Here is a 13477-nt window from a genome sequence, read left to right on the forward strand (position 1 = left end):
GGGGCGCACCGATTCGGGGGCGTGCATGCGCACCATCACCGAGGCGATGTCGGGCCGCAGCCGCCGCCGGGTGAACCGGGACACGACGATCATCACCAGGAACGCGATCGGGACGGTCAGCGCGGACGGCTCGGCCAGCAGCTCGCGCGGCCAGCCGCGCAGGGACGGCACGAGCGTCGACACGACCACCCCGGCGGTGGCCAGCCCGCCGCCGGCGACCAGCCCCGCGGCGGCGCCCGCCGCTGTGAGCCCGCGCCACCAGATCCCGAGCAGGAGTAGCGGGCAGAACGACGACGCCGCGACCGCGAACGGCAGCCCGACGGCGCGCGCGATCGGCACGTCCCCGGTCGACATCGCGATCGCGTAGGGGACGCAGACGGCCACGGCCGCGCCGAGCCGGAAGGGGTGGATCCGGCGCAGCCCGCTCAGCATGTCCTGGGCGAGCACGCCCGCGACCGACATCGTGAGCCCGGACGAGGTGGACAGGAACGCCGCGAACGCCCCGGCCGTGACGAGGGCGCCGAGCAGCCGGCCCGCCACGCCGGGCACGAGGTGGCCGGGCAGCAGCAGGACGATCGCGTCGGTGTCGCCCGTCACCAGCAGCTCGGGGGCGTAGAGCCGGCCCAGCGCGCCGTAGGCCGTGGGGAGCAGGTAGAAGCCGCCGAGCAGGGCGAGGACGGCGAGCGCCGTGCGCCGCGCGGCGCGCCCGTCGGGGTTGGTGTAGAAGCGCACCAGGATGTGCGGCAGCCCCATCGTGCCGAGGAACGTCGCGATCACCAGCGAGTACGTCGCGTACAGCGGATGCCCCAGCCCGCTCCCGCCGTTGAGCGGCGCGGCCCACGCGCGGTTGTCGGCGATCGCCGTCCCCTCCATGACGGGCGCCGCGGCGCCCGCGGGGAAGGTCAGGCGCGCGTCCGCCGCGACGGTGTGCCGCCCGGCGGGCAGGGCCAGGGCGGCGTCGGCCCGCCGCCCGTCGACGACGCCGTGCGCGGCCACCGTCACCGGGGTGCGCACGGCGACGGTGACGGCCGTGTCGAACCGCACGGTCGTGGGCGCGCCGAACGACGGCGCGGGATGCGCCGTCACCGGCGGCGCGCCCCTGCCGGACCACGCGAACGCGATGAACAGCAGGGGGATCGTGATCGCCGTGATCTTCACGCAGTACTGGAACGCCTGGACCGCGGTGATGCTGCGCATCCCGCCGACGGACACGCTGGCGAGGACGACGACCACGATGATCAGGGCGCCGAGCCACGCCGGGGCGCCGGTGATCACGTGCAGGGCCAGCGACGCGCCCCGCAGCTGCGGCACGAGGTAGAGCCAGCCGACGACGACCACCAGCACGCCGGACATGCGGCGGACGGCCGTCGACCCGAGCCGCGCCTCGGCGAAGTCGGGCAGCGTGTAGGCGCCCGAGCGGCGCAGCGGCGCCGCGACCAGCAGCAGCAGGATCAGGTATCCGGTGGTGTAGCCGACCGGGTACCAGAGCATGTCGGCGCCGAAGGCCATGACGAGCCCGGCGACGCCGAGGAAGGACGCCGCCGAGAGGTACTCCCCGCTGATCGCCGAGGCGTTCCAGGTCGCCGACACGGTACGCGAGGCGACGTAGAAGTCCGAGGTCGTCCGCGTCCTGCGCAGGCCCCGGCTCCCGATCAGGACGGTGACCACGGTGACCACGGCGATCGCGGCGACGGCGTAACCGGGGCTCACGAACGGTCGACCAGGTCCTCGAACTCGTGCTCGTTGCGCTCGGCCTGGCGCACGTAGAGCACGGCGCCGGCGACCAGTCCCGGGTAGACGAGCACGCCGAGCAGCAGCCACGGCAGCGGCAGCCCGGCGACGTGGACGCGGCGGGCCTGCGGCACGAAGGCGAACAGCAGCGGCAGCGCGCCGAGCAGGACGCCGAACACCGCGCACACCCGGATCGCCAGGTGCAGCTGCACGCGCATCAGGGATCTGATCATCAGGTCGCCGAGCTGGGTCTGCTCGTGCAGGTCGCGCCGGCCGCCCGCGCCGGGGCTCAGCCGCTCCGCCCGGCCGGCCGACCTCTGCACCCGGACGCGGCCGGGCTCCTGGCGGCTCATGGCCGGTGCGTCCCGGGCCGGGCGCTGCGGACGAGCCGGTCGCGCAGGGCGCGGGTGTTGCGCCGGCTGACCGGCAGCCGCATGTCGCCGACCCGGACCGCGCACCGTCCCGACTCGATGTACATCTCGTCGATGTAGGCGAGCGCGACCAGGTGCGAGCGGTGGACGCGCAGGAAGCCGGCCTCGCTCCACGCGTCCTCCAGCGCGGTGAGCGAGGTGCGCACGAGGTAGCTCTCCCGCTGGGTGTACAGGCGCGCGTAATCGCCGTGCGCCTCGGCGTAGCGCACCTCCGAGCGGCGCACGAACCGGATGACGCCGGCCAGTTCGACCGGGATCATCTCGTCGGCGGCCGGCGCGGCCGGCCCCGGGTGGCCGGTCACCTCCGCCACGACCCGGCGCACGGCCTCGGCGAGGCGCTCCTGGCCGACCGGTTTCAGCAGGTAGTCGACGGCGTGCAGCTCGAAGGCGTCCACCGCGTGCGCCTCGTAGGCCGTCACGAAGACGATCTTCGGCGGGTGCTCGAAGTGGGTGAGGACGCGGGCGAGGTCGAGGCCGGACAGCCCCGGCATGCGGATGTCCAGGAAGAGCGCGGCGAGGTCGCGGTCGTCCAGGGCGCGCAGCGCGGCCGCGCCCGTGGACGCCGTGGACACCTCGCGGACCCGGTCGTCGGCGCGCAGCAGGTAGGCCAGGTCCTCGATCGCGGGCAGCTCGTCGTCCACGACGAGGACGTGCAGCCCCCCGTCCACGGCGGTCTCCTCGTCCGGGCCGGTCACGAGACGCTCACCCCCGCCTTGTACTTGGGGATCCGCAGGCTCACCTTGGTGCCCGCGCCCGGCCCGGTCTCGATCACCAGCCCGAACGCGGTGCCGTACACCTGGCGCAGGCGCTCGTCGATGTTGACCAGGCCCACCGAGTCGCGGGCGGGCCGCTCGCCGTCCAGCGCGCGGCGGACGAGATCGGGGTCCATGCCGACGCCGTCGTCCTCGACCGACAGCAGGCACTCCTGTCCGGCGTCCTCGGCGACGATCGTGACGTGGCCGACGCCGGTCTTGAGCTCCAGGCCGTGCCGGACCGCGTTCTCCACCAGCGGCTGGACGCACAGGAACGGGACCGCGACGGGCAGCACCTCCGGCGCGATCCGCAGGCTCACCCGCAGCCGGTCGCCGAACCGGGCGTGCTCCAGCAGCAGGTACCGGTCGATCGAGCGCAGCTCCTCGGCGAGCGTGGTGAACTCGCCGTGGTTGCGGAACGAGTAGCGGGTGAAGTGCGCGAACTCCAGCAGCAGCTCCCGCGCGCGGTCGGGCTGGCTCCGCACGAACGCCGCGATCGTCGTCAGCGAGTTGTAGATGAAGTGCGGCGAGATCTGCGCGCGCAGCGCCCGCACCTCCATCTCGGCCAGCCGGGTGCGGGACCGGTCGAGCTCGGCCAGCTCCAGCTGGGTGGACACCCAGCGGGCGGTCTCGCCGACCGCGCGGACCAGGCCCGCCGTCGCGGCGGGGTGGTAGGCCCCGAGCGTGCCCACGATGTGGTCGCCGGCCGTCAGCGGCGCGATCACCGCGTGCAGCAGCGGGCAGTCGGGGTCGTCGCAGGCCACCTGGTCGGGGTGGAGCACCTGGCTGCGCCCGGTGCCGACGGGATGGCGCGCGTGCCGGACGGCGTCGGGGGCGTGCCGCTCGCCCGCGCCGTCCCACGCGAGGAGCGCCTGGCCGTCGGTGACCGCGACCGCCGCGCAGCCGAGCAGGGCCCGCAGGTGCCGCGCGGCGCGCCCGGCGCCCTGCGCGTCCAGGCCGCCGCGCAGCGACCGGGCCGCGACCGAGACGGTGTGCAGCGTCTGGTAGGTCGCCTGTTCGGCGGGTCCGCCCAGGTAGCGGCGTGACCTGGTGACGACGCGCAGGAGGGCGCCGACCGCCAGGACCGCGCCGATGCTCACGAGTGTGGCCAGTGTCGTCTGCATCCGCGCACGCCCTTGATCGTCAATGCGGCAAATATGACACGCGTGTTTTGGCCAGAGCAATGGCGGGTTTCGGCCGGCTGAACGGGTGGACGAACCGCGGGACCGGTGATCCGGTCCCGCGGGCCGCGCCTGTCTCAGTGATTGAAGGGGGTGAGCGCGTTCCAGAACCCGCAATGGTGCTGCTTGGCGATCTCGGTGGTCAGCTGACTGTCACCGGCGGGGGCTAGCGCCATGACGTTCGGCGCGCGCTTGGTGAAATTCGGCCAGTACGGGGCGCCGTCCACGGTCGGGTCGCCGGTGCGCGCGAAGCCGGTCCACTGGGCGGTGATCTGGTCGCCGAGCGCCTGCTGGTTCGGGTTCGGCGGGACGGGGCCGGGCGAGAGGAACTGGTTCTCGCCGACGTGGAAGGAGCCGTTCGGCTTGGTCTTGTCGAGCCAGGAGGCCGGCGGCGCGTCCGCGTTGTCGGTCTGGTAGGCGTACACCTTCAGGTGCCTGGCCAGGCGCTGGTCGTTGAGCAGCGCCGGGCAGACGGAGTTGGAGTCGGCGACGATGGTCCGGTAGGCGATGAACGCCGACGGCTTCGGGAACCGCTCGACGGGATAAAGGTCGAAGACCGCCGCGGCGTGCGGCCCGTACTGCTGGCGGACGAGCCGCCGGTAGTCGGCCAGAGTGGTCGCGCTCTCCAGCTGGGTCTCGTCGCGGTCCACGCCGTGCATGAGCGTGACGTCGTTGACCTTGCCCTTCGCGAACGCCTGCGCGGGCGACATCGGCAGCGTGCGGCCGTCGACGATCGGCGCGATCGTCCCGTTGTCCGGTCCCAGGCCGTCGCCGGCCTTGTCGAGCAGGGTCTGCACCGGGACCTTGCGCAGGCACGCCGCGGGGTCGGCGGCGGAACCGCAGCCGACGGCCGCCGCGAACCGCGCGCCGGCGCGCTGCGCCTGCTTCTCGGTCGGCAGGTCGGACTTGCAGTCCCCCGGCTGCCACGAGGTGTTGACGGTGCCGCCGCGCAGCGAGTTGTACTCGCCGCTCTGCGCGATCCCCTTCTGGAACAGCCCCTTCGCGGTCGGCGAGGCGGTGTTGGCGCAGACGCTCGCGCCTCCGGCCGACGCGCCGTAGATGGTGACGTTGTCGGGGTCGCCGCCGAACTTGGCGATGTTGCGCCGCACCCAGCGCAGCGCCTCCTGCTGGTCCTGGATGGCGTAGTTGCCGGAGTGCGCGCCCAGCGACGCGTGCGCCATGAACCCGAAGATGCCCAGGCGGTAGTTGACGCCGACGTGGACGAGACGGCCGGCGGACGCGAGGTGGGTGCCGTCCGCGGGGCTGCCGAGCAGGAACCCGCCGCCGTGGATCTCGACCATCACGGGCAGCTTCCCGCCGCCCGCGTCGGCCGGTGCCCGCACGTTCACGTTGAGGCAGTCCTCGTTGGTGGAACCGGCGCCGAGCGCGTTCGACTGCGGGCAGTTCGGGCCCTTGGCGGTCGCCGGGAACGTGGACGTCCAGGCGGGGTGCCGCTGCGGCGGCGCCCACCGCAGCCTGCCGACCGGCGCGGCGGCGTACGGCACGCCGAGCCAGGTCCTGACGCCGTTCGCCACGACGCCGCACACGGCCCCGGTGTCGGTCCGCACGGTGGTCCCGTCGGCGCAGTCGGCCGCGGCGGCCGGCGCCAGAGTGCTCGAAGCCGCGGGGGCGGCGCCGGGCAGCGTGGTCAGCAGGGCGGCGGCCAGGGCCGCCGCGGAGGCGATCACCCAGGTGGTGACCGGATTTCGGTGACGCTTCGACCTCATGCGGATACTCCTTTGTCGACCGACGACGGAGCGGTCGTCGTGACCATAAGGCGGCCCGGACGAATCGGACAGGCCCGGCGGCGGGGCGTTCGGCAAGCGGCGACGCCGGCCCGATCGCGAGCACCGGCGCCCGATGAACGGTCATTCCACCGCGATGAACGCCTTTTCCATTCAAGTCAGGAAAGGTCGCCTTATGGCTGACAGCCGGTGAGCGCCCTCCCGGCGCCGGGGCGGGCGCACCGGGCCGTGCCCCGCGACGGGACGTATAGCGGCAAAGCATGCGATTGCGGCCATTCATCGCATTATTCGCACCGCTGGGCGATCGGGCCGGGTCGCCCGGCGCGCGGAACCGCCGGCTCGCCGAACCGGCGGCGCGCGCGTCTTCGCGCCGTCCGCCGATCATGCCACGCTCCGGCCCTGCAGCGCATCGAGCAGGAAGGACCCCCGAGCCATGGGAAGACGGCAGCGGACCCTCAGACCGGCAGGACCGAGCCGCGCCAGGCGGCTGCTCGTCGGCACGGCGGCCGTCGCGCTCGGCGGCGCCGCGCTCGTCCCCGCCAAGGCGGGGGCCTCCGCGGACACCGCGCGCGGCCGGGCACTGCGACTTCACCGTCCAGAAGGACGTCGGCACCAAGATGCGCGACGGCACGGTGCTGCGCTCGAACGTGTTCACGCCCAAGGGCGGGGGCGACTTCCCCGTGATCCTGCTGCGGCTTCCGTACAACAAGGAGGGCGCGGAGACCATCCTCTACGACCAGCCGACCCGCTACGCGTCGGCCTGCTACGTCGTCGTGGTGCAGGACGTCCGCGGCCAGTACAAGTCGGACGGCACCTTCTACCCCTACCGCAGCGAGGGCACGGACGGCTACGACACCATCGAGTGGGCCGCCCGGCTGCCGCACGCGAACGGCAAGGTCGGGATGTACGGCTTCTCCTATCCCGGGCTGACCCAGTGGATGCCCGCCACGCTGCGGCCCCCGCACCTCGTCACGATCATTCCGGCGTTCACCTCGTCCGACTACTACGACGGCTGGACCTACGAGGGCGGCGCCCTCTACCAGTCGTTCACGCAGTCGTGGCCCCTGGACTCGATCGCCAACAGCGCCGTCCGCCGCTACCCCGACGGGGAGGCCCTCGACGCGGGGATGCGCCAGGCGAGCAAGAACCTGTTCAGCAAGTGGTACTGGTCGCTCCCGCTGAACAAGTTCCCGCCGCTGCACCCCAAGGACCCGCGGGTCGCGCCGTGGTTCTACGACTGGATCAAGCACCCGAGCAATGACGCCTACTGGCAGCGCTGGAGCATCCGCACGCGCTATCCGCAGGTACAGGTCCCGTCGCTGAACCTCGGCGGCTGGTACGACATCTTCCTGGACGGCACCGCCGAGAACTTCGCCGGAGTGCAGGCCAAGGGAGGCACGGAGGCCGCGCGGAAGGGCTCCACCCTCCTGCTCGGCCCCTGGACGCACGGCGGCACCGGCCGCAGGTCGGGCGACGTGGACTTCGGCCCGGACGCCGCCGTCGCGATCGACGACCTCCAGCTCCGCTGGTTCGACCACTGGCTCAAGGGCGCGCGCAACGGCGTCGAGAAGGACCCGGCGGTCAAGGTCTTCGTGATGGGCGCGAACAAGTGGCGCACGGCGGCGAGCTGGCCGATCCCCGGCACCGTCAACACGAAGTACTACCTGCACAGCGCGGGCGACGCGAACACGCTCACCGGCAGCGGCTCGCTCAGCACCTCGGCACCCGCCGGCGGCGCCGAGGCCGCGACCGACCGCTACCGCTACGACCCGCGCAACCCCGTCCCGAGCTTCGGCGGCCGCTTCCAGAGCTCCGTTCCCGGCGGCCCGCACGACCAGCGGCTCATCGAGCAGCGCCCGGACGTCCTCGTCTACAGCACCCCCGCGCTGGAGAAGGACACGGAGGTCACCGGCCCGATCTCGGTCACGCTGTACGCGTCCTCGTCCGCCCGCGACACCGACTGGACGGCCAAGCTCACCGACGTGTCCCCTGACGGCACGTCGATGCTGATCCAGTACGGCATCCAGCGCGCCCGCTACCGCGATTCGCTGGAGCGCCCGTCGCTGATCAGGCCGGGGAAGGTCTACAAGTACACGATCAAGATCTGGCCCACCGGCAACGTGTTCAAGGCCGGCCATAGGCTCCGCCTGGAGATCTCCAGCAGCAACTTCCCGATGTACGACCGCAACCCCAACACCGGCCACGCGTTCGGCACCGACACCCGGACCCGGGTCGCCGACCAGACGGTGTACCACGACGCCGCCCACCCGTCCTCGATCCAGCTCCCGATCATCCCTGCGCCGATCGGCTGACTCCCCGCATCCTCTGACCCGTCGGCGAGGAGAGGCCGGAGTGAGATGATGGTCATGATGAGAGCGCTGCCCTACGTGCCCTTCGGCTCCGAGCTGCGGGACCGGCCGCATGTCTTCGTGGACGGCCTCCGCACCCCGTCGACGGTCCTCGAACTCAGCCACTGGCCCGGCAACCGCACCCCTCCCCATCTCAAGGACGACGTCAGCACCCAGGCCGTCCTGCGCCTGCTGGCCCGGCCCGAGGCGGAGCGGGAGCGGCTGCTCGCGGGGGCCACCGCGGTCACCTGCGACCACTACGACGTGGACGGGCTGCTGAGCGTCCTGTGCCTGACCAGCCCGGACTTCGCGCTGCGCCACCGGGACCTGCTGGAGCGGACGGCGCTGTGCGGCGACTTCGACGTCCACACCGGTGCCCCGGCGGTGCGCGCGTGCCTGGCGCTGCTGGCGGCCGAGCGCGAGCTGAGCCGGGCGACCGAGTTCCGCTCGGTCGAGCAGGCGACGACGTCGTTGTTCCGCGGCATGCTCGACGTCGCCGAGGAGTGCCTGCTCGCCCCGGAGAACCGGCGGGACGGATGGGCCGCCGAGTGGGAGGACATCGAGCGCTCGCTGCGGTCCCCCATCGGTTTCACCGAGCACGGGGACCTGGCGGTCTTCGTCGACACCGCCCGGCCGTCGCACGAGTACGCCGTCCACGCGCGCACGAACGCGGGCCACGTGCTGAGGCTCCGCGAGGACGGGCGGCACAGCCTGCGCTTCCGCTACGAGGGTTTCGTGGACTTGCGGTCCAGGCGTCCGGAGCCCCGGGTCAGGGGCGACCTCCTCGCGCACGAGCTCAACGCGCTGGAACGCGGCGGCACCTGGTTCTGCGAGTCCCCGGCCACCGCCACGCCGCTCTTGCAGCTGTACGCCGACGATGAGGCCCCCGCGCCGAGCAGCCTGGGCATGGACGAGGTCCGCCGCGTGGTCCTGGCGTTCTTCCAGGCCGCGCAGGCGGACGAGTCGCTGCGCTGGCGGCCCCACGCGGGCTGGGTGCACGAGGCGCCGGGGACCCCGCCGTCCAAGGAGACGCCATGACAAGGCTGGAAGGGATCCGCGAGCGGCTGTCCGAAGACCCGGTCGTCCGGGTGGAGACCGCTCATGGGCCGTATGTCGTCCGGCTGGTCGGGGGGCGGCCCGTGGTCCACCACGCGCTGTGCCCCCATCGCGGGGGACCTCTCGAAGACGCCTACCAGGTCGGCGGGCTGCTGATCTGCGCGTGGCACCGCTCGACGTTCCGGGCCCGGGACGGCCGGACGGTCCACGGGCCCGCGTGCTCGGGCCTGCCGGTCGTCCCGGCGCGTTTCGACGGTCCCGACCTGGTCGTCGACTGGCCGGAGGAGCCGTCCGATGCGACCGGCGCCTGACCGGCCGGGGGAACTCCGGCGGCTGCTGGGCCTGGCCGGGCGGGCGGCGGCGGCCCGCACACCGGCCTGGCTGGACCTCGAACGCCGCTACCTGGAGTGGGAGCTGGCGGAGGCCGCCGAGGTCGCCGTCCGGATCCTGCGGTCGAGGGCGCCCGGGGACGAGCTGAGGGTGCACCGGGCCCTGCTGTCTCCCTCGGTCACCCGGGCTCATGGCGGCCGGGCCCGCGCGGAGCGGGCCGGGACGGTCGTGCCGCTGCTGCTGTGCTGCGCCGCGGCGGCCGACGTCCGGGAGCTGTGCGAGCTGCCCGGCGAACCGGCCCTCGGCGACGTCGCCGTGCTCGAACCGGTCACCCAGTTGCGGTGCTACGCCGCCGACTTCCTGGACGAGGACGACCCCTTCGCGGTCCTCGGCGAGGTTCCGCGGTGATCGGTCGGTGGCTGGACGTCCGGACCCAGGGCCGGGCGGTCGCGCTGGGGCTTCTCGGCGTCCGCCCGCGCGGCGGCCTCGCGGAGGTGTACGAGGGCCGTGCCCAGGAGCTCTTCGAGTTCCTGCTCGGGCTCCGCGTCGCGCTGCCGGTGTCGGCGCGCGACACGGCGGCGATCGGCGACCTCCTGGCCGTGCTGAACGTCCGGCTCGCCGCGCGCCTCCGCGTCGTCCGGGAGCCGGACGGCACCCTGTCCGCCCGCGACGAGCATCCGGCGGGCCCGCACTGGACGGGCCCGGCGCGCCGCATCTCGGCCGCCGAGCACGCCCTGCTGACCGGCCGCCCGCCCGCCGGCCGGGCCCGGCTGGCGCCGGAGGCGCCGCTGATCGTCCTGCCCACCGCCGGGCGGGCCGCCGACGTGCGCGACGCGCTCGCCGCCCACTGCGAGGTGATGCGGCGGTACGGCCACACCGGCCTGTCGATCGTCGTGGCCGACGACGCGCCCTCCCCGGCGGCCGCGCGGGAGCTGGACGGCGTGTGCGACCTGGCGCGGCGCGACTCCGGATTCGACGTCACCCGGTTCGGGGAGTGGAACGCCGATGGCAGCGCCGGGCCGAAGCAGGTGTTCCGGCGGCGCGTCGCCGCCCGGCTGGGCGGCATGAGGGCGTGCGCGGACCGCACGTTCGCCCCCGGGCTCCCCGGGACCGCGAACGCGGTCTTCGCGGCCTTCGCGGGCCGCGACATCGTCTGGTTCGAGCAGGACGCGGTGCCCTGGGCGCCGACGACCCCCGCCCGGCCGGGAGATCCCGGACGGGTGTTCGCCGACGTGATGGACGGCTCGTCCGCCGAGGTGAGGCCGGAGCCCGTCGACGTCCTGCATGTGATCGACCGGCTCGCCCGCGCGGCGCCGCTGGAGGCCAGGCCGGTCGGGACGCAGGTGACCGACTACGAGGACACGGGGTTCACCGTCCTCGGCCCGCCCTCCCCCGGCGCCCACGCCCTGCCGGGGATGGTGCATTTCCACACCTGCGGGCACCCCGACTTCCGGGCGAGGGCGAGCCACCACCTCGCGCTCGACCCGGGCACCCCGGAACCGGCCCGGCGGAGCCTTCTGTCCGGCGGCCTTCCGATGCGGCGCCTCCTCGCCGGCACCCCGCCGACGGTCTCGCTGCTGCGCTGGGCGTCGGCGTTCGGCACGGTCGTGGGGTTCCCGGCAGACCGGCTGCCGGGACCTCCGACGATGTGGGCGACGTCCGTACGGCTGGTCGACCTGGCGGTGGGCGACCTCTTCCAGGCGCTCGGGGTGCCGGGGTGCGTCGCCGGGACGGGCCTGTGGCACACGCGCGGCGAGGTCACCGACTCGGGACGGGGCGAGCTGTCGTCCTACCTCCTGCGCGAGGAACTGCTGTGGCCGCTGGCGCACGCGTCCCGAGAGGCGCTGGAGGAGGTCGGCACGAGGCTCGGCGACGGCGACGCGGCCGGGTACGCGAACTGGCTGGGGGCCGCCGCCGGCGCCCTGGCCGGACGGGCGCGCCGGGGACCTGTCGTCCCGCCCGTCCTCGGGCACGCCCTGTGGGCGGAGCTGCGCGCCGACGTCCGCAGAGCCCGCCGGTCGGCGCACCCCGAGGTGCGCGCCTACGGCGAAGCGCTCGCGGAGAAGGCGGGGCGGCCCCTGCGGGGCTCCTGGCAGGAGTACCACGCGCGGCTGGAGACGACGGCCGTGGACGAGCTCGTCCACTACGCGGACCAGCTGCGGCTCTGGTCCGTCCTGGTCGAGGAGGACTTGGCAGGGGCGGAACGGCCCTTCGCCGATGGCGCCGCCTCGCGGCCCGGCGTGCCGGGACGGCCCATGGCCCACGGGCCCCGAAGGTGAAGGCGGTGGGGCGATGAACCGGGTCGTACCTGGTCAGGCCCGGGTGCTGGTGGTCGGCCCGCACCGCGACGACGAGGCCATCGGGTGCGGCGGGACGATCTGCCGGCACGCCGACTGCGGCGACGTCGTCGAGGTGGTCCATCTGACGGGCCTCGGCGGCGCGACCCTCGCGGAGGCGCGGGAGGCCGGGCGGCGGCTCGGAGTCTCGGACATCTCCACGCTGTCCGGGCCGGCGACGCAGATCACCGCCGACCCGGCGCTGCTGACCGAGCTCGTCGCCGTCTTCCGGAGGTTCCGGCCGGACATCGTCTACGCGCCGCACCCCGGCGAGGACGATCCGGCGCACCGGGTGACGGCGGACCTGGTGCGCGAGGCCCGCTGGCTGTCGGCCTACCCGCTGCTGCCGGAGGCCGGGACCCCGCTGGCCGAGCCGGTCGGCACTGTCTACGAGTTCGAGGTGTGGACGCCGATGGCGCGTCCCTCGGTCTTCGTCGACATCACCGCCGTCCGGGACCGGAAGGCCGACGCGCTGGCCGCCTACTCCTCGCAGCTCGCGCACAACGAGTGGATCGAGGGGGCGCTGGGCCTCAACCGCTACCGCGGCGTGACGTCCGGGCACGGCGAGTTCGTCGAGGCGTTCACCGCCGCCCGGACGGCCCACGCCTGCTTCTGAGCCTCGCGGACCCGCACGGGCCGTCGACCGTTTCGGGGGGACTTGAGCGCATTTCTGGTGGCAGGGGTTCTAGGCTGTCCGCCGTGACCTCTGGGCAAATGGTGATCGACGGCCGCTTCGAGCTGCGGGATCGGCTCGGCAGCGGCGGGATGGGCACGGTCTGGCGCGCGTTCGACCTCGCCCTGGAGCGCGAGGTCGCGCTGAAGGAAGTGCGGCTCGCCGACGTGGACACCGCGCACCACGACCCGGACGTCGCGGCGATGCTGCGCGAGCGGGTGATGCGCGAGGCCCGCGCCCTCGCCCGCCTCGATCACCCGAACGTGGTGACCATCCACCACATCGTGGACTCGCCGGACATGCCGCACCCGTGGCTGGTGATGGAGCTCGTCCGCGGGCGGTCCCTCCAGGAGCGGCTGGCGCTCGGGCCGCTGTCGCCCGCCGAGGGGGCCGCCACCGGGCGCGGGATCCTCGCGGCGCTGCGGGCGGCCCACGAGGCCGGCGTCTGCCACCGCGACGTCAAGCCCGCGAACGTGCTGCTGAGGACGGACGGGACGCCGGTCCTCACCGACTTCGGCATCGCCGTGCTGGAGGAGGCGTCCCGCGTCACCGCCACCGGCGGGCTGGTCGGCTCGCCGGAGTACATCGCGCCGGAGCGGCTGCACGGGCACGAGGGCAACCCGGCCTCGGACCTGTGGTCGCTCGGCCTGCTGCTGTACGTGGCCGTGGAGGGCGGCAACCCGCTGCGCCGCCCGACCGCGGCCGCGACGCTGGCCGCCGTCATGGCGGCTCAGATCCCGCCCGCCCACCGCGCCGGTCCCCTGGCGCCGGTCTTGCAGGCGCTGCTGGTGCGGGACCCGGCCGCCCGTCCCACTGCGGCCCAGCTCGACCACATGCTCGCCCAGGCCGCCGGGCCGAGCGCGCCGTCCATGCCGGGCCTGGCGCCGCCCCCTG

The 13477-nt window shown here is 74.0% G+C and carries 12 protein-coding genes; 7 read left to right on the plus strand and 5 right to left on the minus strand.

The window, feature by feature from the left end:
• The 5 genes from E1298_RS34160 to E1298_RS34180 form a co-directional block, all read right to left on the minus strand.
• Window positions 1-1710 (minus strand): sodium/solute symporter (locus E1298_RS34160; RefSeq protein WP_131900720.1); only part of this gene is annotated, 1710 nt, incomplete at its 3' end.
• Window positions 1707-2084, minus strand: coding sequence for a hypothetical protein (locus E1298_RS34165; RefSeq protein WP_131900722.1), 378 nt, complete (start codon window positions 2082-2084; stop codon window positions 1707-1709). The genes E1298_RS34160 and E1298_RS34165, both read right to left, overlap by 4 nt.
• Window positions 2081-2857, minus strand: a complete 777-nt coding sequence (locus E1298_RS34170; protein ID WP_243725978.1) for a LytR/AlgR family response regulator transcription factor — start codon at window positions 2855-2857, stop codon at window positions 2081-2083. The genes E1298_RS34165 and E1298_RS34170 overlap by 4 nt, the downstream gene beginning before the upstream one ends.
• Complete coding sequence (locus tag E1298_RS34175; RefSeq protein WP_131900724.1) at window positions 2854-4038, minus strand: sensor histidine kinase; 1185 nt, start codon at window positions 4036-4038, stop codon at window positions 2854-2856. The genes E1298_RS34170 and E1298_RS34175 overlap by 4 nt, the downstream gene beginning before the upstream one ends.
• Before the next feature lie 134 nt (window positions 4039-4172).
• On the minus strand, window positions 4173-5822 hold the full coding sequence (locus E1298_RS34180) for a carboxylesterase/lipase family protein (RefSeq protein ID WP_131900726.1): 1650 nt from the start codon (window positions 5820-5822) through the stop codon (window positions 4173-4175).
• Between the two features lie 635 nt (window positions 5823-6457).
• Between E1298_RS34180 and E1298_RS34185 the strand changes: the two genes are divergently transcribed.
• From E1298_RS34185 to E1298_RS34215, 7 genes are all read left to right on the plus strand, one after another.
• Window positions 6458-8152, plus strand: coding sequence for a CocE/NonD family hydrolase (locus E1298_RS34185; protein WP_207944998.1), 1695 nt, complete (start codon window positions 6458-6460; stop codon window positions 8150-8152).
• 54 nt (window positions 8153-8206) lie between these two features.
• Window positions 8207-9226, plus strand: coding sequence for a DUF6687 family protein (locus E1298_RS34190; protein ID WP_131900728.1), 1020 nt, complete (start codon window positions 8207-8209; stop codon window positions 9224-9226).
• Window positions 9223-9555, plus strand: a complete 333-nt coding sequence (locus E1298_RS34195) for a Rieske (2Fe-2S) protein (RefSeq protein ID WP_131900730.1) — start codon at window positions 9223-9225, stop codon at window positions 9553-9555. The genes E1298_RS34190 and E1298_RS34195 overlap by 4 nt, the downstream gene beginning before the upstream one ends.
• Entirely contained in the window at window positions 9539-9982 is a 444-nt protein-coding gene (locus E1298_RS34200) for a hypothetical protein (protein WP_131900732.1), read from the plus strand. The genes E1298_RS34195 and E1298_RS34200 overlap by 17 nt, the downstream gene beginning before the upstream one ends.
• Window positions 9979-11853, plus strand: coding sequence for a hypothetical protein (locus tag E1298_RS34205; RefSeq protein WP_131900734.1), 1875 nt, complete (start codon window positions 9979-9981; stop codon window positions 11851-11853). Before E1298_RS34200 ends, E1298_RS34205 begins: the two co-directional genes overlap by 4 nt.
• 13 nt (window positions 11854-11866) lie before the next feature.
• Window positions 11867-12526, plus strand: a complete 660-nt coding sequence (locus E1298_RS34210; RefSeq protein WP_165975812.1) for a PIG-L deacetylase family protein — start codon at window positions 11867-11869, stop codon at window positions 12524-12526.
• Window positions 12527-12609: 83 nt separating this feature from the next.
• Window positions 12610-13477 (plus strand): serine/threonine-protein kinase (locus tag E1298_RS34215; protein ID WP_243725979.1); only part of this gene is annotated, 868 nt, incomplete at its 3' end.

The sequence above is a fragment of the Actinomadura rubrisoli genome (assembly GCF_004349215.1).
Classification (GTDB): domain Bacteria; phylum Actinomycetota; class Actinomycetes; order Streptosporangiales; family Streptosporangiaceae; genus Spirillospora; species Spirillospora rubrisoli.